The sequence below is a fragment of the Novosphingobium percolationis genome, assembly GCF_020179425.1.
Lineage (GTDB): Bacteria > Pseudomonadota > Alphaproteobacteria > Sphingomonadales > Sphingomonadaceae > Novosphingobium > Novosphingobium percolationis.
In genome coordinates this window covers 274,201-297,183 of the sequence record NZ_JAILYM010000005.1, presented here as the reverse complement: position 1 = coordinate 297,183, position 22,983 = coordinate 274,201, and the positions used below count along the sequence as shown (strand labels likewise).

Here is a 22,983-nt window from a genome sequence, read left to right as displayed (position 1 = left end):
CGTCAATCCTGCGCCAGATAGTGGTCGAGCGTCTGGTGGAACTGGCGGATGCGCGCTTCCTGATAGTGGCCGAGCGTCTGCCCGCGCTTGGCCGAGCCCTGAAAGCCGCGGTACTGCATGGCGAGGTTGTCGGTGTCCTGATCGTAGACCGCGCCAAGCCCCGGATCCATGCCCGGCGCTTGCGTATAGGACTGGTCCACGCCAAGGCGGACCGGCTCGGGCGGATGATCGAGCGGGGTGCCCTGTGGCACCAGCCTGAGGAACACGAGGTCGAACAGGCAGCGCGAAGGATCGCTGCCGATCGGGCGAAAGCGATAGATCATCGGCAACGACACGCCGGGGAACAGGCACATGTTGGGAAACAGGTGGTACTCGATCGAATCGAGCATCTCGCTGTCGGAATAGGCATCGAGCGGCACGCCGGTCTGGGCGGAAATCCGCGCGCGCAGCTTTTCCGCCGCGAACGAGCGCGCGGTGCGGCCTTCCGGCAAGGGCACACCGGGTTCGACGCGCATCTTGTCGTAGATTTCCTGCTGGGTCTGGACTTGCGTGTAATGCGGGCTGGGCGTGCCGATGGTGTGGACGAAGCGCGTCACATGGTCGCTGAACAGGTCGTACTGCGCATTGGCGTCGCCCGCGGTGGCCAGCCCCTGCGCGTGGGTTTCATAGACGTGGTAGGCTTCGAGGAACGCTTCCTGCGCCGCCTTCCAGTTGGTCGGCAGTTCCTTTTGCAGGTGCAGCGCGATGCGCCGGTCGGCCAGATCCCAGCGCCCGGTGAAATGCTCCGCCAGCGGCCCCAGCTGGTCGGCGAGCGGACGCGCTTGCGGATCGAGATTGACGAAGACGAAGCCGCCCCAGGTCTCCACTTTCACCTGTGGCAGGCGGAATTCGTCGTCGGAAACGTGTGGGAAGTCCCAGCGGCACGGGAGGTTCGAAAGCTGGCCGTGCAGTGTCCAGCTCCAGCCGTGGAACGGGCAGCGCAATTCGCTGGCATGGCCGCTGGTGTCCGACCGCTTGAGCTGCGTGCCGCGATGGAGGCAGGCGTTGCGATAGGCGCGGATCGCGCGGTCATCGCCGCGCACGATGAGGATCGAGAAGGGGCCGATGTCGTAGGTGATATAGTCGCCCGCGTCGGGAATGTGCTCCTCGCGGCACGCCCATTGCCAGGTGCGCGCCCACATCCGTTCGAACTCGCGCGCCATGAACTGCGGCGAGGTGTAGCGATCGTAGGGAATGTCGGCATCGCCCGCGAAGGTATAGGCCTCGGCCACCAGCGCGGGCGGCACCTCCTGCCCATCGGCCAGGATGATGTCGCGCGTGCTGGGTCCGGGGCAGCGAGCTGATCCGGGAAGAGGCAGGCTGGTTTCGAGGTTCATCGCCGTCTGGTCCTTCGCTCGTGTCTGCCCCTCCCCGGTTTGCGTCAGTATCGGAAGGTCGCCTGCACCCTGACCGTGCGCGGCATCGAGCCGTAGCCGATGATATCGCCCAGCTTGGCGTGATCGGTGCCGGTGCCTGCCCCGGTCAGCGGCGCGGTGCCGCCACCGATGAAGTAGAACTTGTTCGTCAGGTTCTTGCCCAGCACGGCCAGTTGCCAGCGATCGTCCGCCGCGCCGATGTGGAACCCGGCATCGAGCACGGCATAGGCCTTCTGCCGGGTATAGGGATCGCCGAAGCTGGAGCCGAGGTAGGAGCTGGTCGTGCGGGTATCGACGTTACCGCCGATCTTCAGCCCGCTGCCAACCTCGGTTTCGTAGGAAATGCCCGCCGTGGCGGTCCACTCCGGCGCGGCGGCGGTGGGCTTGCCGCTCAGGTCCTGACGCGGCTGGCCATCGGTGGTGGTAAGCGAACAGCCTGCGGCGATGCTCTGGCCCGACCAGCACGGCGCGATGAAGTTTTCATAGCGCGCCTTGTTGTAGTTGAGCGTGCCATGGAGCGAGAGACCGGGCGCCTGGCTCGGCGCATATTCCAGCTCAAGCTCCACACCCTTCGACCGCGCAGCGCCGGCGTTGTAGGTCACATAGGAAAAGACCTGCGCGTTGAAGTAATCGATCTGCAGGTCGGTGTACTTGAAGTTGTACAGCGTCAGGTTGGCGCGCAGCTGGCGGTCGAACAGCGTGGTCTTGATCCCCGCTTCGAAGCCACGCCCGCGTTCGGGATTGAACGCAAGGTCGCCCGACGGGTTGTTGGTCACCAGCGAGGAGTTGATCGCGCTGTTGGAGAAGCCGCCCGACTTGTACGCGGTCTTGTACGCGCCATAGAGCATTACGCCGGTTGTCGGCTTCCAGCTGATGGTAACGTCCGGCGACCAGTCGTCGAACTTCTGGTCCCCATAGAGCGTGCCGTTCGTCGCCGCGCTCTGCGGGCGGAAGATCCCGGTCAGCGCCGGGTTGACGTAAGGCTGGGTGAAATAGCTCGTCTTGGTTTCGTGGGTGTAGCGCACGCCCGCGGTCGCTTCGACATCGGGCAGGACCTTCCAGATCGCCTGACCATAGGCTGACCAGGTCTCGCCATCGGTCTGCGAATCCTTGGCATAGGCGACATAGCGCATGCCGGTGGGCGCAGCCGAGTTTTCGATATTGGCGAACAGCACCGCCTGGAAGAACTCGCGCTTGGTCTTCTGGTAGAGGCCGCCAACCATCACGTTGACCGGCGAATCGAACTTGGTCAGCGCGCGGATTTCCTGGCTGAAGGCGTGGTAGGTGGCGTTCTCGGTCGCCCAAACGCCGCCGCCGAGGAAGTCGCAGTCGCAGGTGAACTTGTTGTTGTTCCAGTTGTAGTTGGTGACCGAGTTGAGCGTCACGTTGTCGAGGTCGTAGTTGACCGTGCCGGTGACGGCCCACGATTTGTAGAGGTTGTACAGCTCGCCGTTGTCGCGCGCATAGGGCGTGGCCTGCGCGATGTCGGTCGGCATGTTGTTCTGGTAAAGCCGGAAGCCGCCCTCGCACTTGTAGGCGGGGTTGAGCGCGGTGGCACCCGTGGGGCAGCGCACGGCGGAATAGTTCCAGCCGTTGCCGTCGGTCTCGTTGTACGAACCCGAGGCCTTGAGCGTCATGGTCAGGCGGTTGCCCGGATCGTACTTCAGTGTCATGCGCCCGATCAGCTCGCGCTCGGCCGGCTGGTCCTTGGCGGAAGGCGCGGCCGTGTGCGGGTTGCTGGTCAGCGTGGCGACATCGAACGTGGGGTAGGACTGCACGCCCGCCGCGTTGCGATAGTAACCGCCGAACATCTTCGAGCCGCGCACGGCAAGGCGCAGGCCCAGCGAATCGCTGAGCGGGGTGGAATAGACGAGTTCGCCGTAAAGCTGCTGCGCGTTCAGTTCGTATCCGGCGCGCGCGATGATCTCGCGCTCCTTGCCGGGATCGGCGGTGGTCAGGCTGATCACGCCCGCGGTGGCATTCTTGCCGAAGAACAGCGCCTGCGGACCCTTGAGGATTTCTACGCGGGCGAGGTCGAAGAAGCCTTCGTTGATGACGCGGCCCTGGCCGTAATAGACGTTGTCGACCACGATCGCGACCGACTGTTCGATGCCGATCGAGGTGGCCGACGAGCCGATACCGCGCATGGTGAGCTGTGCGCCCGCGCCGTTCGAGGCGCGCGCGACCGTGAATTGCGGGGTGGCGGCGGCGATCTTTTCAAGGCTCGTCAGGTCGCGCGCCTGCACGGTTTGCGCGCTGATCGCCTGCACCGCGACCGGAATGTCCTGCACGCTTTCGCTGCGGCGGCGGGCGGTGACGATGATGTCTTCCACGCCGACGTTCGAGGCTTCTGCCGCCGCATCGGCGGGGCGCTGATCTTCGGCGAAAGCCGGGGCCGCGAAGCCCAGGGCCGCAGCAGCGATGGTGCCGCTGGCCGTGGTGGTCAGAAACGAGAGTCGAAAACGATCCGAGTGCCGCATGGGCCTCCCCTCCTTTGTTTCCTTGCGGCCCGGTTTGAGTATCCGAGTCCGGTTCCGGCGTGCCGCCGGTGGAATACGTGTATCAATTTTCATGCCCTGCACAAACACATTATGCAGAGCGTGCGCATTTTGATAGGATCTGGACAACGCCGTCCCGATGGACGAAACGGGAGGTTCCATGTCGAAAGCCGCACGCCCCCTGGCAACGGCTCGCGAAACGGCGTCACGCGACCTGCTCGACGCCCATCCCGAGAAGCCGCTGCTCTATGTCAGCCCGCTCATCCTGGAGCGGCGACGGCGGCTGCTGCGCGAGGCCCGGCACATGATTGCCGAAAGCGGGCTGGAAAACTTCAGCGTGCGCCAGCTCTGCCGCCGCGCCGAAGTGGCGCAGCGCACGCTCTACAACGCGTTCCACACCAAGGACCGGGTGATCGCGCTGGCCATCCGCGAGGCCTACGACGCCTTCAACGACCACGTGCGCTATCGCACCGAGGCCGACACGCTGGCCGGAATGCTCGACCGCACCATCGCCATCAACCGCCGCAACCTGAGGGTCCGCAACTACACGCGCGCGGTGGTGGCGATCTACTTTGGCCCCAGCACGCCGCGCGACGTGTGGGAAACGCTGCGGGCGATGTCGGTGGGCTGGCTGACCGAGTGGCTGGAGGCGGCTGCCGCGCGCGGGGAACTGCAGCCCTGGGTCAGCCCGGAGCACCTCGCCACGACGATGGCGAACCTCCAGTACGCCACGATCAACAACTGGACGCTGGGCCGGATCAGCGACGAGGAATACCTGCCGCAGTTGATCGAGCGGATGCTGCTGCTGCTGATCGGCGCGCTGTGCGGCCCCGTGCGCGAGGACGCGCGCGCCTATCTGCTCGACATCAAGCGGACCGGCGACGTGCCGAGCTTTCCCCTGCCGACGTGGCTGCCGCCGCGCGAGGACGACGCGGCGGCCTGATCGATCAGCCCGCGGGCGGACGGGGCGCGTTGGTGTTGCGCCAGTCCTGCCGCTTCGCCCAGTCGGCGAAGGTTTCCAGCTCCACCGGAATGCGACGCTGCATTTCCTCGCTGTCGACCTCGAACGGGCGCGTCGGGGCGCTGATGTTGTATTCGTAGAACTTGCCGATCTGGTCGATCGTGGCGTCCTGCTCCTCCTTGCTCATGGCATCGCCATAGGCGTTGGCGAGGTAGCGCGCGAATTCGTGGGGGCTGCACGCGTCATAGCGCACTTCGCGGCCGACGGCGGTGGAAAGCGCCTCGGCCAGTTGCGGCGGACGCAGGCGTTCAGGGCCACCGATGTTCATCCAGGCGCCTTCCATGTCGGGCCGGTCGAGCGAATGGATCATGATCCGGGCGACGTCGTCGAGGCTGATCCAGTTGGCCTCGGTCTCGGGCTTGTGGGCATAGACGAAGCGGCCTTCGTTGACGATGAAGGGGCGCGCCCAGTTGGTCAGCAGGTTGTCCATGAACAGCACCGAACCGAACACCGTGGCGCCCACGCCGCTGCGGAACAGCGCGTTGATGCCCGCCGTATTGCCCGCGTACGTGTGCGGATCGCCCGGACGATCGGGGATCCAGCTCGAGGTATTCCAGACGACTCGGCTGACGCCCGCCTGCTTGGCCGCGCGGCCCACGGAGCCCGCAATCGTCGCGCGGTCGGCGCGCGCACGCAGGGGATGCGTGTGGAACACCGCGTCCGCGCCTTCGAACGCGGCGACCAGCGAGCCCTCGTCATAGAGGTCGGCCGGAACGACCGTGACCGTCTCGGGCTGCGCTTCGCCATAGAAGGGATCGGGCGAACGCGAGATCGCCCGCACGTTGAACCCGGCCTTCACCAGTTGGCGCACTTGCGCTCCGCCCTGGCGCCCGCTGGCGCCGATCACCGCGACTGTCCGCATTGCCGTCTCTCCCGAGGATTCGCGCGTTGTGCGCCTGCCTAAAAGATAGTGCGCGAGATACTTTTGAATCGCAAGCCTCTTGCATTGCGCGCGCATCTGCCGAAAATGATAGGCACGGACGGAAAGGGAAGACGATCGACATGACCCGCGAACTGGCGCCCGCGCCGCTGGCGCCGCATCCCGATCGCCCGCTGCTCTACGCCAGCCCGCAGATCCTTGCCCGCAGGCGGCGAATGCTGAAGGAAGCGCGGCGAATGCTGGCCGAGGACGGTATCGACGGGTTCAGCATCCGCAAGCTGTGCCAGCGCGCCGAGGTGGCGCAGCGCACGCTCTACAACGCCTTCCACAACAAGGACCGGCTGATCGCGCTGGCGATCCGCGAAGCCTTCGACGAATATTCGACCTTCGTGCGCCAGACCAGCGACCCGGTGGCGTTGACCGGCTGGCTGTCGCGCACGGTCGCCATCAACCGCCGCAACTTCCACGTCCGCAACTACACCGCGGCGGTCTGCGCGCTGTACTTCGCGCCGGGCACGCCGCAGGACGTGTGGGAAACGCTGCTCGACATGTCGCTGCGCGGCAACCTGCTGTGGCTCGACCAGCGCAAGTCGGATATCGGCGACTGGATCGACATCGGCCATTTCGCGCGCTCGCTGGCCGACGTGCAATACGCCACGATCAACGACTGGTGCCTGGGCCGCCTGCCCGATGCGCGCTACCTGCCGACGCTGGTCGAGAACATGCTGATGATCCTGATCGGCGCGGTGCAGGGCCCACTGGCCGAGGAAGCCGCCGCCCTGCTGGGAGAACTGGGCGCTACCGGCACCATCGCCTCGGTCGCGGACATGTCGGTGCCGCGCGTCGAACCGCGCCGAGCGGCGGCCGAGAGTGTCAGCGCCCCCTGACGGGATCGCTGCCATCCCACGTGCGGTGCGCCTCGCGCATCATGGCGAAGCCCTGCCGCCCCGCCTCGCCGATCTGGAGATATTCCATCACCGTGCCGGGGCCACCCCCCGTATCGACATAGATCACCGCCCCCGCACCGCCGGGAAGCTCGCCTTCCTGCAGCACCGTGCCGCCCTGCGCCGCCACGCGCCGCCGCGCCTCGGCAATGTCGTCGACCAGCACGCACATGTGCTGCAACCCTTCGCGCCCTTGCGCGCGCCATTCGGTGTACATCGACGGGGCATCGTTGTGCTGGCGGATCAGCTCGATCTGGATGTCGCCCAGATATCCCAGCGCCATCGAGAAATCGATTCCGCTGGGCTGGCCCCGGAACTTCACGTTTTCGAGCGCGACGTGGTGCATCTCGAAGAACGGCCCCGCGCCCAGCGAAATCCAGTGCTCCAGCGCCGCGTCGTAGTCCGCCGGGCAGAACGACAGCTGCATCACCGGGCCGAGCCCGGCGAGACTGTCCTTGGGCGCAGGCGCGCTCATTCGCGGCCTTCCGGCACCCAGGGCGCGCGCACGCCGAACACCACCGTCTCGCGCTCGATCGCGGCGGCTAGTGCCTGCGCCATCGCGGGGAAGCGCGGGTTGCCGCGCAACGCACCAAGGCCGCGCTCGTAGGCGGACAGGTCCGGCATCGACCACACGTCGATGGCGGTATGGAGGCGGCCGCTGATCTGCGAGATCGCGGTGATCAGCCGCCAGCCTTCGGCTTCGACCACGGCGACCAGCTCCTTCATCACCGCCTCGAACTCGGTCATGTCGCCCGCGCGCAGTTCGAGCGTCGATTGCATGTAGACGGTCATCAGCGGTCCTCCTCGAAGCGCAGCAGTTGCTTGCCGGTGTTGGCGCCCGAAAACAGCCGCATGAGCGTGCGCGGGGCATTGTCGAAGCCGTGCTGGATGTCCTCGCGCGCGACCAGCCGGCCATCGGCCAGCCACTGGCCCATGCGGCGACGCGCTTCATCGAACAGCGCTTCGTGATCGTTGAGGATGAAGCCGCGCATCGTCGCGCGCTTGAACACCAGGTTGAAGTAGTTCTCCGGCCCCACCGGCATCCCGCCGGTCTTGGAGCGCGAGATGCCGCCGCAGATCACCACGCGCGCGTTCATGGCAAGGTTGCCGAGCAGCGTGTTGAGGATCGTGCCGCCGACATTGTCCCACACCACGTCGATGCCGGTGGGCGCATGGGCCGCGACTTGCGCCGCGAAATCGTCCGCGCGATAGTCGATCGCGGCGTCGAGGCCGTACTCTTCGACCAGCATCCGGCACTTGTCCGGCCCGCCCGCAACGCCGATCACCCGGCACCCGCCGATCCGCGCGATCTGCCCGACGATCGAGCCCACCGCGCCCGCCGCGCCGGTGATCATCACCGTGTCGCCGGGAAAGGGCTGCCCGATCGCCTTGAACCCGCAATAGGCGGTCAGCCCGACGATGCCGAGCACGCCCAGATCATCCGATGGCCGCGCCGGATTGGCGACGCCACGCAACTCGCCCGCCGCGACCGTGGCATAATCCTGCCAGCCCATCGGCCCGGTCACCTGCATCCCCGGCGTGAAGCCCGGCGCACGGCTTTCGATCACCGTACCCACGCCGCTGCCGCGCATCACGTCGCCGATCTCGGTGCGCGCGACATAGCCGCCGATGTTCTCCATCCAGCCCTTCATGGCGGGTTCGAAGGCGAGCAGATCGACGCGCACCAGCACCTCGCCCTCTTCAGGCGCGCGGGCGGGCACTTCGTCGCTGGCGAAATCGGCCTCGGTCACGTCGCGCCCGACCGGGCGTCCCGCAATCTTCCACTGTCGGTTACGCAGTTGCATCGGCGGCCTTCCTTGCCTCATGCGCCGCGGCCTCGCGTCCTGCGACACGGCCGAAGAACGAGCCGGGTCCGAGACTGAGTCCGCTGGCGTATTCCTTGCCGGAACGCGGAATATGCGCGGCGCAGGCCCCCGCGGCGTAAAGGCCCGGGATTGCCTTGCCCGCCGCATCGAGGATGCGCGCGCGCATCGGTGTCGATCCCGCCCAGCGTGATGTAGTGATAGGACGAACGATCGAACGAGATGTCGAACGCGGCATAGGGCGGCTTGTCGAGCGCCTTGATCCACGGTGGCTGCTTGTGGAACGCCGTGTCCTCGCCATTGGCGGCATCGGTATTGTAGCGCGCAAGTGTCGCTTCCAACACGCCTTCGGGCAGGCCCAGTGCCGGGCCGATCTCGTCGACGCGTTCGAACCCGTCGACCAGCGCGTGCCCCGTTCCGGGATAAGCGAAGATCTCGCTGTCGACGATCAGCCAGGCCTTCTGTCCCGGCTGCTCCATGATGAATCCGGCGAGGCGTCCATGGTAGACATCCTCTGCCACGAAACGTTCGCCGCGCGCGTTCACGACGATGCCCTTGATCAGGTCTTCGGGCGGGTAGAGCGACGCCGTGGCGATCACCCCGTCCATCGCGGCAAGCACACCGCCGGCCTGTTCCGCCAGTGCCAGCCCCGCACCGTCGTTCGATGGAATGCCCAGCGGTTGGCTGGTGGGGCTGAGCAGAGGCAGCCAGCGACGCACCAGATCGGCATTGTTGGTGAAGCTGCCCGTTGCGATGATCACGCCCCGCCGCGCGGCAATACGACGCTCGGGCTCTCCGGCGGTCCGCGCGACCACGCCAACGACTGCGCCATCGGCGTCGGTGACCAGTTCGGTCACTGCCGTGTCGCAGCGCACACGGATACCTTCCTGTTCGCTGCGCGCCAGCAGCGCGCGCATGGCGGAGAGGCCGCCGTTGACCTCGTCGCTGCGCGCCTGGTGGCCGCGCGCGACGGGGCGGGCCTGATCCTTGTACGGCCAGATCTTCTCGTTGCCGGTGGTCAGCAGGCAATCGGCGGTCTTGAGCGAGACGGCCTTGCCGGAAAAGCCGGTACGGGTGAAGGGCACGCCCTGCGCCTCGAGCCACGCAAAGTGCTCCAGCGCGCCGTCCGCGAACGTACGCACGACGACATCGTCGGGATGCGAGGTGCTGGCGCGCAGGAAGCGGAACATATCCTCTGCGCTGTCCTCGTAACCGCAGGTCTGCTGCACCGGGGTGCCTCCGCCAAGGTAGAAGATGCCTTCGGACAATGCACTGGCACCGCCGCCGGCCGAAGCGCGCTCGATCACGAGCACGTCGGCGCCCGCGCGGTGCGCTTCCAGCGCGGCGCAAGTGCCCGCGACACCTTGTCCGACGATCACGACATCGACGGTTTCATCCCATTCAGCCATGTCTCTCTCCCCCGGGCGCAGCCCGCCCGCCGGTCCAGTCTTGCGGCGTCCGCTTTTCGGATCGCGGTCTATTCGGCCGCCTGTTGCAGCGCCATTTCATCCAGACGCGGATCGTTGGGTACGACCCATTCCGGCCCCATGACCGGCGCGACGCGCAATTCGGGCGGAATATGGTCCGCGCCGATCAAGGCGTCGGCCGCCTGGTGCCAGTGATAGATGCGCGCTTCCTGATAGCTCAGCGGAACACCGGCAAAGCCATAGGATTCCTGGCTCTTCTGGATCCACACGCCAAATTCGGTATCTTCGCGCAGCACGCTGTCGAGATACGTGATGGTCGTGTCCCAATAGGCCGGTCGCGGCCCCTCGCCCCAGTCCGGGCCGAACCACCAGACCTCCATCTTCGATTTGTTCAGGCCGTTGGGCCAGAAGTTCAGCACGAAATAGCCCTGCGGCGCGAGCGGCGAGACCCAGTTGGGGAACAGGTTGTACGATTGCGTACACGTGCGCCCGATCTCGCCCACGCCATCGAACATCAGCCGGTCGACGCCATCGACTTTCGCCGCGCGATAGCTCGATCCCTCGCTCTTGTCCCAGCCCGGCGCGATCATCCGGCCGTGGCCGTGCGGGTAGAACGAATTGACGTTGCGGCGATGGTCCAGCCCCACCGCCACCGTGGTCGGATGGATGTTGGGAACATGGTAGACTTCCATGTTCGCCTCCATCGCGATCTTCCAGTTGCAGTCGAGATCCCAGACCTGGTGATCGACCAGCCGGATCGCGTCGAAGCGGAACTCGGCCCATTCCTCCGCGATGTCGCCGATCCATTCGGCAAGGCTCGGCCCTTCCTGCGAGAAATTGACGAAGACCAGCTGCCCGAAGCGTTCGCAGCGCACCTTGCGCAGCGAACGGCACGAGAAGTCGAGATCGTCGAAGTCTTCCGCATCGCGGATCGAGCAGAGCTTGCCCTCGTCGTCATAGACCCAGCCGTGGTACTTGCAGGTCAGCCGTGCGCTGCGCCCGCTTTCCTTCGTCACGACCGGCGCGCCGCGATGGCTGCAGGTGTTGTAGAAGGCGTTGACCTCGCCGGAGCGGGCGTGGACCAGCACGATGGGTTGCCCCGCCATCTCCCACAGCTTGAACGAACCGGCCCGCGGAATCTCGTCCATGTGCGCGGCCAGCAGCCACGACTTGCGCCACAGGTGATCGCGCTCCAGCTCGGCAAAGCGCGGGTCGGTGTAGCGCCCGCCGGGAAGGTCGGGCAGCTTGGGGAATGCGCGCGGCGGGGCGGTGCGGGCCGCCTCGTATTCCATCAACGCGCGGATTTTCGCGACTTCGGCCTGGTCCACGGTCGTTCTCTCCTGCTGTCGCTTATTCGGCGGCCAAGGGCGGGAACAGCGCGGGCAGCTCCTCGTCCGCAGCGGCGATCAGCTTGTCGGTCCACTTGTGGAAGGCTTGCGCCCCCCCTTCGTTGCGGCCGAACAGCACGACATCGAGCGTGCCGTGATCGAGCGCGCGCTGCTGGCGCAGGCCCGTGTCGTAGTCCTCGTCGCGGACCACCACTTCGAGGAACGCGAACTGTTCGTGCGCGGCGGCTTCCTGGTCCTCGCTCGGCTTCTTTTCCATGATGTAGATCTGCCGTGTCCAGGATTCGCCCACGGCCTCGCCCGGCAGCAGCTGCGAGATCATCACCCCGCGCCCGCCGCCGTTGAAGCTGGCGATCGAGATTGAAGGGAAGATCGTCCACACCCCGTTGAGCACGAGGTCGTCGGTCCACTCGCTTTCGGGCCTGGTTCCCAGTTCGCGCGCAGCGCGATCGGGTGCCACCAGCCGCTGGTGCGGCCCCCAGGCGTGATAGTGCGCTCGGTTGCCCAGCATGCCGGTCGCGTTCAGCGTGTCCTTGTGCAGCACCGGCAGGTGGTAGAAATCGAGATAGCCGTCATAGGCGATCTTCCAGTTCGGCCCGCGCAGCGTGCGGCTCGAAAAGAAGTGCCAGTCCTTGAAGTTGAAGGCTTCGAGCAGCGCATCGTAGCCGCACAGGAAATCGTCGATGTCGAGCGTAGACTTGGGATCTATGCTGCCGAAGATCAGCCCGGCGCGCTCGGCCACGGGCAGCGCCTTCAGGCTGAGGCACGACTTGTCCACTTCGCCGAAATCCGCGGCGGCGGCCACCGCGAGCAGCGCGCCGTCCTGCCCGAAGGTCCAGCCGTGGTAGGGACAGGTGAAGCGACGGGCATTGCCGGTGGGCGCGGTGGCGACGTTGGTGCCGCGATGCGTGCAGCTGTTGATGAACGAGCGGACCTTGCCATCCTGCCCGCGCGTCAGCAGCACAGGCACGCCGCAGACGTCCATCGTCTTGAAATCGCCGGGATTGGGAATCTCGCACGAAGGGGCGAGCATCAGCGGCAGACGGCGGAAGATGCGGTCGACCTCCAGCTTGAAACGCGCAGGGTCGGTGTAGTTGGAGGCAGGCACCTTGAGGATCTCGTCGACCAGCTCATAGGTGTTGTCGCGGGCGTGCTGCACGCTGTGCCGCATCACGCGGGCGATATCCGGGTTTTCCATGGCCGTCATCGGACTCTCCCTGAAATGTAGTCCGTGTGATACGTTCTGAAATCGCGGGGCGTCAATGCGATTTGCAGGCCCCCGCGCGAAAAACAATCTGACATGCAGGTTTCATGGCCCGCAGCCGTGCCTTGGCCCGCTCTTTCCCCGAACCCGCTTTGGCGCTATCGGCGCGCGTCATGAGCAAGGAAACACCCCAGGCCATCCGTGGCACGCAGGACATCTTCGGCGCCGATGCCGAGGCTTTCGGCTTCGTCGTCGAAACCTTCGAACGCGTGCGCAAGCTCTACCGCTTTCGCCGGGTGGAAATGCCGGTGTTCGAAAAGACCGCCGTGTTCAGCCGCTCGCTGGGCGAGACGACCGACGTCGTTTCCAAGGAAATGTATTCGTTCGAGGACCGCGGCGGCGAATCGCTGACGCTGCGCCCGGAGTTCACCGCGGGCCTCGCGCGCGCGTTCCTGACCAACGGCTGGCAGCAGCACGCCCCGCTGAAGATCGCGACGCACGGGCCGCTGTTCCGTTATGAACGCCCGCAGAAGGGCCGCTATCGCCAGTTCCACCAGATCGACGCCGAAGTGATCGGCGCGGGCGAGCCGCAGGCCGACGTCGAGCTGCTGGTGATGGCCGACCAGTTGCTCAAGGAACTGGGCATCGCGGACGGCGTGACACTCCAGCTCAACACGCTGGGCGATGCCGCCAGCCGCGAAGCCTGGCGCGCCGCGCTGATCGACTATTTCCGCACCCACAAGGCCGCGCTGTCCGAAGATTCGCAGGACCGGCTGGAGCGCAACCCGCTGCGCATCCTCGATTCCAAGGACCCGCGCGACAAGCCGTTCACCGCCGAGGCGCCGAAGATCGACGCGTTCCTGTCCGACGAGGCGCAGGACTTCTTTGCCAAGGTGACGGGCGGCCTCGATGCGGCGGGCGTCGCATGGACGCGCGCGCCGGCGCTGGTGCGCGGCCTCGATTACTATCGCCACACCGCGTTCGAATTCGTCACCGACCGCTTGGGTGCGCAGGGCACCGTGCTCGGCGGCGGGCGCTATGACGGACTGATGGAAGCGCTTGGCGGCGCAGCCACCCCGGCGGTCGGCTGGGCAGCCGGGATCGAGCGGCTGGCGATGCTGGTGGCCGACGCTCGTGAGGTGAAGGAACCCGCCGCCGACGTGGCCATCGTGCCGATGGGCGCGGCGGCAGAAGCGGCCTGCATGGGCCTTGCCGCCACGTTGCGCCGGGGCGGCCTGGTGGTCGAGATGGGCTTTCGCGGCAACATGAAGAAGCGCATGAGCCGCGCCAACGAAAGCGGCGCGCGCTTCGCGCTGATCGTAGGCGACGACGAACTGGCGGCGGGCGAGGCCATGGTCAAGAACCTGGGCACGGGCGAACAGGCGCGCGTCGCGCTCCACGCGATTCCGGCGCACCTTTCCGCCTGATGAGCGTTTCCGACCAGCGCCTTGGCCAGATCATCGCGCGTTTTGCCGAGCTGGAGGCGCGGCTGGCATCGGGCACGCTCGAAGGCGCGGACTTCATCGCCGCCAGCCGCGACTATGCCGAGCTGGAGCCGGTGGCGCGCGTGGCGGAGCAAGTGCGCGCGATGCGCGGCGAGCTGGCGAGCCTCGCCCAGCTCGATGATCCGGAAATGCGCGAACTGGCCGAGGAAGAGATCGCCCGACTCAAGGCCGAACTGCCGCAAGCCGAACACAGCCTGTCCATCGCCATGCTGCCGCGCGACACTGCCGATGCGCGGCCCGCAATGCTGGAAATCCGCGCCGGCACAGGCGGCGATGAAGCCGCGCTGTTCGCCGCCGACCTGTTCCGCATGTACGAACGCTTCGCCGCCGAACAGGGCTGGCGGGTCGAGGTGATCAGCGCCAACGCCAACGAGCTGGGCGGCTTCAAGGAAGTGGTCGCCAACATCGCCGGGCAGGGCGTGTTCGCCCGCCTCAAGTTCGAAAGCGGCGTCCACCGCGTGCAGCGCGTGCCGGTGACCGAATCGGGCGGGCGCATCCACACCAGCGCCGCGACCGTGGCGATCCTGCCCGAGCCGGACGAGGTCGATGTCCAGATCGAGGACAAGGACCTCAAGATCGACATCTACCGCGCGAGCGGCGCGGGCGGGCAGCACGTCAACACCACCGATTCCGCCGTGCGCATCACCCACTTGCCCAGCGGCCTCGTGGTGATCTGCCAGGACGAGCGCAGCCAGCACAAGAACAAGGCCAAGGCGATGCAGGTGCTGCGCACGCGCCTTTACGAAAAGATGCGCGACGAGGCGCAAGGCGCCGAGGCCGAAGCACGCAAGGCGATGGTCGGATCTGGCGACCGCAGCGAGCGCATCCGCACCTACAATTTCCCGCAGGGGCGCGTCACCGACCACCGCATCAACCTGACGCTGCACCGCCTGCCCGAAGTGCTCGAAGGCCCCGGCCTTGGCGAACTGGTCGACGCGCTGATCGCCGAGGACCAGGCCAAGCGCCTCGCGGCGATGGACGCGTGATCGTCTCCGAGGCGTTGCGGCAAGCCACGACGCGGCTGGCGGAGGCAAGCGACACCGCGCGGCTCGATGCCGAAGTGCTGATGGCCCACGCGCTGGGCTGTTCGCGCACCGACGTGATCCTGCGCCACATGGGCAGCGATGCGCCGGACGCCTTCGCGGCGCTGATCGAACGCCGCCTGTGCGCCGAGCCGGTGGCCTACATCACCGGCCATCAGGAGTTCTACGGGCTCGATTTCGAAGTCGGTCCCGACGTGCTGATCCCGCGCAGCGACAGCGAGACGCTGGTCGAAGCCGCGCGCGAGGCGTTCGAGGGCACCCCCGGCCCCGCGCGCGTGCTCGACCTCGGCACCGGATCGGGCGCATTGCTGCTGGCGGCGCTGTCGCTCTGGCCGCAGGCGCAAGGGCTGGGGCTGGAACGCTCGTCCGGCGCGCTGGCCGTGGCGCGGCGCAATGCCCAGGCGCTCGGGATGGGCGAACGGGCAGACATGCGCGCGGGCGACTGGACGCAAGCCGGCTGGGCCGCAGGGCTCGGCACGTTCGACCTGATCCTCGCCAATCCCCCCTATATCGAAACGGCCGAGCCGCTGGCGCCTTCGGTACGCGATTTCGAGCCCGCCAGCGCGCTGTTCGCAGGCGATGACGGCCTGGACGACTACCGCCTGCTTGTGCCGCTGATACCCGCGCTGCTCGGCCGCGATGGCATCGCGCTGGTCGAGATCGGGTGGACGCAAGGCGCTGATGTGACAGCCCTGGCCGAAGGGAACGGCCTTGTCACACGTTTGCATCATGACCTTGGAGGACGCGAAAGGGCGGTGGAAATGCGCCGAAACGGCCAAATAGCACTTGGCAAGGCGCAGGGCGTTGCCTAATTAGGAAACAGGCAGGGCGACGGATGGAGGCTTCCCGTCCCGGCCTACTCCACCATTTGCGGGTATCATCGGTCAACCGGACCGACGGCGGGCAAGTGCTGGGATGCACGGATCGCAGGCTGCGATGCCGTGGCGGAGGGTTGCGCGGCATCGGTGTTCCGACAGGACCAGAACGACCGCCCCAGACAAGGAAGTGCCTGAGTTGAACAACAATCGTGGCAACAACAACAACAACCGCAGGCGCGGTCGGGGCAACAACCGTCCGCAAGGCGGCGGTGGCGGGCAGCAGCTCAACCGCATCGACAGCCGGGCGCGCGGCAACGCGCCCCAGTTGCTGGAGAAGTATCGCAAGCTTGCGCAGGACGCCCATCTCAACGGCGACCGCGTCCAGGCAGAATACTACCTCCAGTTCGCCGACCACTATTTCCGCGTGATCGCCGATACGCGCGTCCGCCAGGAAGAACAGCGCGCACGCCAGACCGGCGGCGTTGCCGGTGATCGCTGGCAGGATGCCGACGCCGACAGCGATGGCGACGACTTCAGCGTCGAAAGCGATTTCCCCGCCTTCGACCGCCCGCAATCGCGCCGCGAAGAACAGCGCCGCGACGAGGGCCCGCGCCGCGAAGGGCGCGAGGAAGGTCGCAGGGACGAGCCGCGCAGGGACGAAAACCGCCGCGAAGACAATCGCGGCGACCGCCCGGAACGCAGCGAGCGGAACGAACGGCCCCGCCGCCAGGACCAGCCGCGTGTCGAAGCTGCCGAGACTCCGGCGGCCGAAGCCGTGCCCGGCGAAGGCGTCCGCGCCGCCGAAGGCGAGCCGATCAGCGACGTGTCGGACAACCCGTTCATCCGCGAACCGCGCCCGTCGCGTGGGCTGAAGCCACGCACCGACCGCCGTCGCCGCGATGCGGGCGAGGACGCAGCGCCGCCGTCGGGTCTTGATCCGGCCAGCCTGCCGCCCGCCTTCGGCCCGCGCAGCGATGCCATCGACCAAGCCCCCGCCGAAGCCGCCCCCACGCCGGCGGCAGAAGACGCCCCCGCACCCAAGCGCCGCGGCCGCCCGCGCAAGACGCCCGCCCCGGAAGCCGCTTCGGCCGAAGGTTGAGCGCGGCGGGCCCACAATTCATCGGGAACATGACCGGGGGGTCGATCGCTTGCGATCGGCCCCCTTGCCGTTCATAGGCGCAGGGCACCTCCAGCCTTCGCCCGAGGGACGATGACGCGCCTTTTCCGAAAATCTCGTACCGCCCTTATCCCCCTGACGCTGGGCGCGCTGGCCGCGACGGGGTTCCAGCCGCTGGGACTGTGGCCGGTGACGCTGGCCTGCCTTGCCGGGCTGATCACGCTGGTCGAGCACCAGTCCGGGCGCTGGCGGGCCTTCCTCGTGGGCTGGCTGTTCGGCGTCGGCCACTTCAGCGTTGGCAATGGCTGGATCGCGACGGCTTTCACCTATCAGGCCAACATGCCCGCCTGGCTGGGCTGGATCGCGGTGGTGCTGCTGTCGCTCTACCTCGCGGTGTTTCCGGCGCTGGCCGCGATGGGCGCCTGGATCGCGGCACGGCGCTGGAAGGCGGCGATGGTCCCGGCATTCGCCGCCTGCTGGATCATCACCGAATGGCTGCGCAGCTGGGCGTTCTCCGGCTTTGCCTGGAACCCGCTGGGCGTGGTGACGCTGGGCGGCTTCGCACGGCCCGGCCTCGCCGCTCTGGCGCCCTGGCTTGGCACCTATGCGCTCTCGGGGCTGGTCGCGCTGCTGGCGGGGCAGTGGCTGTTCGCCGCGCGGGCATGGATCAAAGGACAGAAGATGGCCGCTGCAGCCTATACCGCGCTGCCGGCCGTGCTGTTCCTGCTGCCGCTCCGCGGCCACGGTGAACAGGGCTCCCTCCCCTACACGCTGGTTCAGCCAGACCTGCAGCAGGACCAGATCAACGACCCGCGCCTGTTCGAAGGCCAGTTCCAGCGCATCGCCGCGTTGTCGCTGGCGCACGATCCGAAGCAGCCGCGGCTGGTGCTGTGGCCCGAAAGCGCGGTGCCCGACTACCTGCAGCCGGGCTATGATCCCTACTGGTACGCGCAGACGACTTATGCCGGAGATCCGGACATGGCGCGGGCGCGAATCGGGCGGGTCATCGGGCCCAACGCGCTGTTGCTGACCGGCGCGGTCGACCTCGCGATGGACCGCAGACGGCAGGTCACAGGCGCGTGGAACGTCATCACCGCGCTCGACGGACAAGGCACGATTCGCGGCTCCTACGCCAAGGCACACCTGGTGCCTTATGGCGAATACCTGCCGATGCGCGACATTCTCGGGCCGCTCGGCCTGTCGCGGCTGGTGGCGGGACAGCTCGATTTCTTCGCCGGGCCGGGCCCGCGCACGATGGACTTCGGCACCTATGGCAAGGCAGGCTTCCAGATCTGCTACGAGATCATCTTTTCAGGCCAGGTGGTCGATCGCGCGCATCGGCCCGATTACATCTTCAATCCCTCGAACGACGGCTGGTTCGGCAGCTGGGGCCCGCCCCAGCATCTGGCGCAGGCGCGGTTGCGCGCGATCGAGGAAGGCCTGCCGGTGCTGCGCGCCACCACCACCGGGATCAGCGCGGTGATCGACGCCGATGGCGTGGTGCGCCAGCACGTGGGCCGCAACATGGCGGGGCGGCTGGACGGCATGGTGCCACCGGCCCACGCGGCGACGCTGTTTGCACGCACCGGCAATGCGCTTCCCCTTGCATGGGCGACAGTTCTTCTTGTCATCGCGCTGGTTGCAAGGCGTAAGCCTGTCGGCTAGAGGACCAACATAAAGGTTTCTTTATATCGGTCTCCGCACCTCAAAAATCGGACTCGTCCCATGCGCAGCGACTACCTGTTCACTTCCGAAAGCGTTTCCGAAGGCCACCCCGACAAGGTTGCCGACCAGATCAGCGACTCGATCGTCGACCTGTTCCTGTCGAAGGACCCCGAAGCGCGCATCGCCTGCGAAACGCTGACCACGACGCAGCTGGTCGTGCTGGCGGGCGAAATCCGCGGCAAGGGGATTTACGAGGACGGCGAATGGGCGCCCGGCGTGCCCGAGGAAGTCGAACAAGCGGTGCGCCAGACGGTCAAGCGCATCGGCTATGAGCAGGCAGGCTTCCACTGGCAGACCTTCCGCTTCGAGAACAACCTGCACGGCCAGTCGAGCGAAATCGCGCAGGGCGTGGATGCGGGCGACAACAAGGACGAAGGCGCGGGCGACCAGGGCATCATGTTCGGTTACGCCACCGACGAAACGCCCGACCTGATGCCCGCGACGCTGTATTACAGCCACAAGATCCTCGAACGCATGGCCGCCGACCGCCATTCGGGCGCGGCGCCGTTCCTCGAACCCGACGCCAAGAGCCAGGTCACACTGCGCTACGAAGGCTCGCTGCCCGTGGCCGCGACGGCCGTGGTCGTCTCGACCCAGCACAAGCAGGGCTACTGCCTGACCGGCGAGCACGCCGATCCGGCCAAGTATGCCGAGCTGGAAGCCTATGTGAAGAAGGTGGTGGCCGAGGTGATCCCGCCGGTGCTGCTGCGCGAGACCAAGTACTACATCAATCCGACCGGCGCGTTCGAGATCGGCGGCCCTGATGGCGACGCCGGACTGACGGGACGCAAGATCATCGTCGATACCTACGGCGGCGCGGCTCCGCACGGCGGCGGCGCGTTTTCGGGCAAGGACCCGACCAAGGTCGACCGTTCGGCGGCCTACATCACGCGCTACCTCGCCAAGAACGTGGTCGCGTCGGGCCTTGCCACGCGCTGCACGATCCAGATCGCCTATGCGATCGGCGTGTCGCAGCCGCTGTCGCTCTATGTCGACACCCACGAAACCGGCACCGTGCCCGACGACAAGATCGAACAGGCGATCCTGGGCATCTCGCGCCTCGGCGGCCTGACCCCGCGCAGCATCCGCACACACCTCGGCCTCAACAAGCCGATCTATGCGCGGACTGCGGCCTATGGCCACTTCGGCCGCACGCCCGAAGGCGACTTCTTCCCGTGGGAAAAGACCGACCTCGTCGACGACCTCAAGGCCGCCGTCGCGGGCTGACCTTCGGTCCACGCGCTGAAACAAGAAAGGGGCGGGGCCATGTGGCCACCGCCCCTTTTCACTGCCTGGGCCAGCTGTCGCCAGTCGCGGCGGGGTGGGCTATCGCCCACGCCCGCAACGGCTTCCTACTTCGCGTACTTCGCCTTCTTCGGCCCCATGTAGCCGAACAGGTAGCCGGCCACCTTGCGCATCTGGATCTCTTCCGCGCCTTCGGTGATGCGGTAGCGACGGTGGTGGCGATAGATGTGCTCGAACGGCTTGTGGCGCGAATAGCCGATACCGCCATGGACCTGGATCGCGCGGTCGGCCGCTTCGCAGCACAGCCGGTTCGCCCAGTAGTTGCACATCGAGATCTTGTCCGACAGGTCGCGTTCGACCTGCTTGTGCTCCATGCGGTCCATCTGCCACGCGGTCTTGTAGATCAGCGCGCGCAGCATCTCGCACTGGGTGGCGAGTTCCACGAGCGGGAACTGGATCGCCTGGTTGCGCGCCAGATCCTCGCCGAAGGGCTTGCGGGCGCGGGCATAGTCCACCGACTGTTCGATGCAGAACGTGGCCGCGCCCAGCGACGAGGCCGCCTGGCGGATGCGGTTCTGGTGCACGAACGACTGCGCGATGGCGAGGCCGCCGTCGACCGGGCCGAGCGCCGCGCTTTCCGGCACCCAGACGTTGGTGAACGACACGCGCGGGTGGTCGGTCGGCATGTTGAAGGTCCAGAGGTACTCCTCGACCTTCAGCCCCGGCGCATCGGCGGGCACGAGCAGGCAGGTGATGCCGCGCGCCGCGCCATCCTCGCCCGAGGTGCGGCAGAACGTGGCGACGTGGGTGGCGACGTGCATCCCCGTGGTCCACATCTTCTCGCCGTTGATGAGCCAGCCATCGACGCCATCACGCTGTTCGCGCACCGCGCGGGTTTCCATGTGCGTCGCGTCCGAGCCGTGCTCCGGCTCGGTCAGGCCGAAGGCGGTGCGGCGGGTGCGCTCAAAGCCGCCGAAGATGAATTCCTTCTGCTGTTCCTCGGTGCCGAAATGCTCGAACATGGCGACGAACGGGAAGTTACCGACGATCGAGTGTTCGTTCTGCAGGTCGTTGTGCAGGCCGAGGCCCTTGGCGGCGAACTTGTCGCGGATCACCGCCATCCACAGGTTCGAGCCGTCCTTGCCCTTGTACTTGGCGGGCGCGGAAAAGCGCCAGTGGCCGGCGGCGTCGGCGCGCTTGGTCGCTTCGACCAGCAGGGCTTCCCATTCGTGGCGCGGCAAGCCGCCGTTCTCGAAATCGGTGCGCGCCCATTCGCGGCGGTGGTCGAAGAAGCGGATGTTGTCGTCCTGCTCCTCCAGCGGCTTGATCTCGGCGGCGATGAAGGCGTCGAGTTCGTCAAGGTAGTCCAGCAGGTCCTGCGGCAGGTCGAAGTCCATCAATCTTACTCCCAAAGGCCGCGCGCCTGGGCGAGCGCGGGATATTTCGGCATGTCGGCGGAAAGCGTATCGAGCGCGCGGCGGCGCAGGTCGGCAAGCAGGCCCGGGGTAGCGAGCGACACGCGCCCTGCCAGAATGTCCTCGGTCAGCGTCCTGTCGGACGTATCGGGCCGCCCGGCAAGCTGGCGGCGCACGATGCCGAGCGCGTTCTGCGTGACGGCCAGTTCCCAGCGCTCGCGGCCCGACAGGCGCTCCTTGACGGTGGAGGCGAGCCATTCGGACACGGCGGTGAGGATTTCAGCCGCGGTCGGTTCGCCCTGATCGGAATCGTGCGCCGCGCCTGCAGGCGCGAGCTTGCGCGCGCGTTCGGCTTCGGGCGCGTCGCCTTCGAGGAGGCGCAGGATGTCCAGTTCCTGTTCAGAGGTGCGGCGGCCGACGACGACACGCTCGATCTGGCGGTCGACACCACTGCGCCATGTCTTGCCCATGCCGAGGCAGCCGAGCGACCACCATACCGTGCGATAGACCAGCCAGAAGCGGAAGCGCACGGGATCGAACGTCTCGCCACCCGCCGCTTCATAGGCGCGGGCCAGCGTGTCGATGTCGGTCAGGCCAAAGCCCAGCTTGTCGAGCCGCCCGAAGCGCCACACGGTCATGCAACCGTAGGCAAAGTCTTCGTGCCCATCGCCCAGATGCGTCAGTTCCCAGTCGAGCACGCCCGACAGGCGGCCTTCGTGGCTCATCACATTGCCGATGCGCAAGTCGCCGTGGACGACCACGGGCGCCGCCTTCGGCGGCAGGTTGGCGCGCAGCCAGGCGAGGCCCAGCGCGATGATCGGGCGATCGCCACCGGCATCCATGAACTGCTGGTAGAGCCCTTCCACCCCGTCTGCCGGTTCCAGCACTTTCAGGAAAGGCAGCCCCGCCGGATCGAGCGCGTGGATCCGGGCCATGGCAACGGCCAGCTCCTCGCCCAGCGAAGGCGGGCTCGACAGCGTGACCTCGGGATCGGCGGTGCCGGGCAGGCAGCGCATGATGAAGCCCTGCCCGATGCCGTCGGCGGGTTGCAGTTCGGCCACCACTTCGGGCGCGGGCACGCCACCTGCGTGGGCGTGGCGGACGATGGCGGCTTCGGCTTCCATCGACAGCGGACGGCTGGCGATCCACTCCGCCGACGGCGCGCGACGCAGCACGAACGATTCGTCGCCGCAATCGAACAGCCATGATTCCAGGTTGGCGCCTCCAGACAGGCGGCGCGGGTTGGTGACGGGAGCGGTAACGCCCACCTTGGCCATCACGGCGCTCAGGCCTGTGGTAAAATCGACTTGCGGATCCAACGCCAAGACAGCCTCCGGTTCACCCTCTTTGTCCCGGAAGTGGCCTCCCGGTGTTTCCCCGGGGCTTAACTTAATCGGTCAATTAAAGTCCAGCGCGCATTTTGGCCTGCGCACGATTCGTTCCAGCGCGTCCGACAAGCCGGGGCCATGCGGCGACCGACCGATTCGGAGGTACTTTCACAAAGATTCACCTTGCGTTACAAATGACAACGACGGGTTCTTCGGGTTGGGGTTAAGA

The 22,983-nt window shown here is 66.9% G+C and carries 19 protein-coding genes; 8 read left to right on the top strand and 11 right to left on the bottom strand.

Annotation, left to right across the window (positions count from 1 at the left end):
- Nucleotides 1–2 precede the first annotated feature (2 nt).
- Both K3A84_RS14870 and K3A84_RS14865 read right to left on the bottom strand, forming a co-directional pair.
- Nucleotides 3–1,376 (bottom strand): aromatic ring-hydroxylating dioxygenase subunit alpha, encoded by a 1,374-nt coding sequence (locus K3A84_RS14870; RefSeq protein ID WP_225010132.1) that lies wholly within the window; start codon nucleotides 1,374–1,376, stop codon nucleotides 3–5.
- A 44-nt stretch (nucleotides 1,377–1,420) separates the two neighbouring features.
- Nucleotides 1,421–3,895, bottom strand: a complete 2,475-nt coding sequence (locus K3A84_RS14865) for a TonB-dependent receptor (RefSeq protein WP_225010131.1) — start codon at nucleotides 3,893–3,895, stop codon at nucleotides 1,421–1,423.
- A 178-nt stretch (nucleotides 3,896–4,073) separates the two neighbouring features.
- Between K3A84_RS14865 and K3A84_RS14860 the strand changes: the two genes are divergently transcribed.
- Nucleotides 4,074–4,856, top strand: coding sequence for a TetR/AcrR family transcriptional regulator (locus K3A84_RS14860; RefSeq protein ID WP_225010130.1), 783 nt, complete (start codon nucleotides 4,074–4,076; stop codon nucleotides 4,854–4,856).
- 4 nt (nucleotides 4,857–4,860) lie between these two features.
- On the opposite strand, the gene K3A84_RS14855 is transcribed toward K3A84_RS14860, so the two are convergent.
- Nucleotides 4,861–5,796 carry an SDR family oxidoreductase gene (locus K3A84_RS14855; protein WP_225010129.1) on the bottom strand — a complete coding sequence of 312 codons (936 nt, stop codon included), beginning with the start codon at nucleotides 5,794–5,796 and terminating at the stop codon, nucleotides 4,861–4,863.
- A gap of 140 nt (nucleotides 5,797–5,936) precedes the next feature.
- Between K3A84_RS14855 and K3A84_RS14850 the strand changes: the two genes are divergently transcribed.
- On the top strand, nucleotides 5,937–6,701 hold the full coding sequence (locus K3A84_RS14850) for a TetR/AcrR family transcriptional regulator (protein ID WP_225010128.1): 765 nt from the start codon (nucleotides 5,937–5,939) through the stop codon (nucleotides 6,699–6,701).
- On the opposite strand, the gene K3A84_RS14845 is transcribed toward K3A84_RS14850, so the two are convergent.
- The 6 genes from K3A84_RS14845 to K3A84_RS14820 all read right to left on the bottom strand — a co-directional run bounded on the left by K3A84_RS14845 (nucleotide 6,688) and on the right by K3A84_RS14820 (nucleotide 12,561).
- Nucleotides 6,688–7,233: a VOC family protein gene (locus tag K3A84_RS14845; protein ID WP_225010127.1), complete on the bottom strand. Its 546-nt coding sequence runs from the start codon at nucleotides 7,231–7,233 to the stop codon at nucleotides 6,688–6,690. The genes K3A84_RS14850 and K3A84_RS14845 overlap by 14 nt on opposite strands.
- Nucleotides 7,230–7,550 carry an NIPSNAP family protein gene (locus tag K3A84_RS14840; protein ID WP_225010126.1) on the bottom strand — a complete coding sequence of 107 codons (321 nt, stop codon included), beginning with the start codon at nucleotides 7,548–7,550 and terminating at the stop codon, nucleotides 7,230–7,232. Before K3A84_RS14840 ends, K3A84_RS14845 begins: the two co-directional genes overlap by 4 nt.
- Entirely contained in the window at nucleotides 7,550–8,563 is a 1,014-nt protein-coding gene (locus K3A84_RS14835; protein WP_225010125.1) for an NADP-dependent oxidoreductase, read from the bottom strand. The genes K3A84_RS14840 and K3A84_RS14835 overlap by 1 nt, the downstream gene beginning before the upstream one ends.
- A gap of 17 nt (nucleotides 8,564–8,580) precedes the next feature.
- Nucleotides 8,581–9,990: an FAD-dependent oxidoreductase gene (locus K3A84_RS14830; protein WP_225010124.1), complete on the bottom strand. Its 1,410-nt coding sequence runs from the start codon at nucleotides 9,988–9,990 to the stop codon at nucleotides 8,581–8,583.
- Nucleotides 9,991–10,058: 68 nt separating this feature from the next.
- A complete protein-coding gene (locus tag K3A84_RS14825; RefSeq protein WP_225010123.1) occupies nucleotides 10,059–11,336 on the bottom strand; it encodes an aromatic ring-hydroxylating oxygenase subunit alpha in 1,278 nt (425 codons plus the stop codon).
- Nucleotides 11,337–11,358: 22 nt separating this feature from the next.
- Nucleotides 11,359–12,561: an aromatic ring-hydroxylating oxygenase subunit alpha gene (locus tag K3A84_RS14820; RefSeq protein WP_225010122.1), complete on the bottom strand. Its 1,203-nt coding sequence runs from the start codon at nucleotides 12,559–12,561 to the stop codon at nucleotides 11,359–11,361.
- A 170-nt stretch (nucleotides 12,562–12,731) separates the two neighbouring features.
- Between K3A84_RS14820 and hisS the strand changes: the two genes are divergently transcribed.
- The 6 genes from hisS to metK all read left to right on the top strand — a co-directional run bounded on the left by hisS (nucleotide 12,732) and on the right by metK (nucleotide 19,993).
- On the top strand, nucleotides 12,732–13,985 hold the full coding sequence (gene hisS, locus K3A84_RS14815; protein WP_225010121.1) for a histidine--tRNA ligase: 1,254 nt from the start codon (nucleotides 12,732–12,734) through the stop codon (nucleotides 13,983–13,985).
- A complete protein-coding gene (gene prfA, locus K3A84_RS14810) occupies nucleotides 13,985–15,049 on the top strand; it encodes a peptide chain release factor 1 (RefSeq protein WP_225010120.1) in 1,065 nt (354 codons plus the stop codon). The genes hisS and prfA overlap by 1 nt, the downstream gene beginning before the upstream one ends.
- Nucleotides 15,046–15,918: a peptide chain release factor N(5)-glutamine methyltransferase gene (gene prmC, locus K3A84_RS14805; protein WP_225010119.1), complete on the top strand. Its 873-nt coding sequence runs from the start codon at nucleotides 15,046–15,048 to the stop codon at nucleotides 15,916–15,918. The genes prfA and prmC overlap by 4 nt, the downstream gene beginning before the upstream one ends.
- Before the next feature lie 202 nt (nucleotides 15,919–16,120).
- Entirely contained in the window at nucleotides 16,121–17,023 is a 903-nt protein-coding gene (locus K3A84_RS14800) for a DUF4167 domain-containing protein (RefSeq protein ID WP_225010118.1), read from the top strand.
- A gap of 111 nt (nucleotides 17,024–17,134) precedes the next feature.
- A complete protein-coding gene (gene lnt, locus K3A84_RS14795) occupies nucleotides 17,135–18,706 on the top strand; it encodes an apolipoprotein N-acyltransferase (RefSeq protein WP_225010117.1) in 1,572 nt (523 codons plus the stop codon).
- A gap of 60 nt (nucleotides 18,707–18,766) precedes the next feature.
- Nucleotides 18,767–19,993, top strand: a complete 1,227-nt coding sequence (metK, locus tag K3A84_RS14790; protein WP_225010116.1) for a methionine adenosyltransferase — start codon at nucleotides 18,767–18,769, stop codon at nucleotides 19,991–19,993.
- 125 nt (nucleotides 19,994–20,118) lie between these two features.
- Here the strand turns inward: metK and K3A84_RS14785 are convergent, their stop codons facing one another.
- Nucleotides 20,119–21,408 carry an acyl-CoA dehydrogenase family protein gene (locus K3A84_RS14785; protein ID WP_225010115.1) on the bottom strand — a complete coding sequence of 430 codons (1,290 nt, stop codon included), beginning with the start codon at nucleotides 21,406–21,408 and terminating at the stop codon, nucleotides 20,119–20,121.
- A gap of 5 nt (nucleotides 21,409–21,413) precedes the next feature.
- Entirely contained in the window at nucleotides 21,414–22,751 is a 1,338-nt protein-coding gene (locus K3A84_RS14780) for a phosphotransferase (RefSeq protein WP_225010114.1), read from the bottom strand.
- Nucleotides 22,752–22,983: the final 232 nt, after the last annotated feature.

Coding starts and splice junctions, on each gene's coding strand:
- K3A84_RS14870 (WP_225010132.1), bottom strand. CDS start 1,376: ATGAACCTCGAAACCAGCCTGCCTCTTCCCGGATCAGCTCGCTGCCCC.
- K3A84_RS14865 (WP_225010131.1), bottom strand. CDS start 3,895: ATGCGGCACTCGGATCGTTTTCGACTCTCGTTTCTGACCACCACGGCC.
- K3A84_RS14860 (WP_225010130.1), top strand. CDS start 4,074: ATGTCGAAAGCCGCACGCCCCCTGGCAACGGCTCGCGAAACGGCGTCA.
- K3A84_RS14855 (WP_225010129.1), bottom strand. CDS start 5,796: ATGCGGACAGTCGCGGTGATCGGCGCCAGCGGGCGCCAGGGCGGAGCG.
- K3A84_RS14850 (WP_225010128.1), top strand. CDS start 5,937: ATGACCCGCGAACTGGCGCCCGCGCCGCTGGCGCCGCATCCCGATCGC.
- K3A84_RS14845 (WP_225010127.1), bottom strand. CDS start 7,233: ATGAGCGCGCCTGCGCCCAAGGACAGTCTCGCCGGGCTCGGCCCGGTG.
- K3A84_RS14840 (WP_225010126.1), bottom strand. CDS start 7,550: ATGACCGTCTACATGCAATCGACGCTCGAACTGCGCGCGGGCGACATG.
- K3A84_RS14835 (WP_225010125.1), bottom strand. CDS start 8,563: ATGCAACTGCGTAACCGACAGTGGAAGATTGCGGGACGCCCGGTCGGG.
- K3A84_RS14830 (WP_225010124.1), bottom strand. CDS start 9,990: ATGGCTGAATGGGATGAAACCGTCGATGTCGTGATCGTCGGACAAGGT.
- K3A84_RS14820 (WP_225010122.1), bottom strand. CDS start 12,561: ATGACGGCCATGGAAAACCCGGATATCGCCCGCGTGATGCGGCACAGC.
- hisS (WP_225010121.1), top strand. CDS start 12,732: ATGAGCAAGGAAACACCCCAGGCCATCCGTGGCACGCAGGACATCTTC.
- prfA (WP_225010120.1), top strand. CDS start 13,985: ATGAGCGTTTCCGACCAGCGCCTTGGCCAGATCATCGCGCGTTTTGCC.
- lnt (WP_225010117.1), top strand. CDS start 17,135: ATGACGCGCCTTTTCCGAAAATCTCGTACCGCCCTTATCCCCCTGACG.
- metK (WP_225010116.1), top strand. CDS start 18,767: ATGCGCAGCGACTACCTGTTCACTTCCGAAAGCGTTTCCGAAGGCCAC.
- K3A84_RS14785 (WP_225010115.1), bottom strand. CDS start 21,408: ATGGACTTCGACCTGCCGCAGGACCTGCTGGACTACCTTGACGAACTC.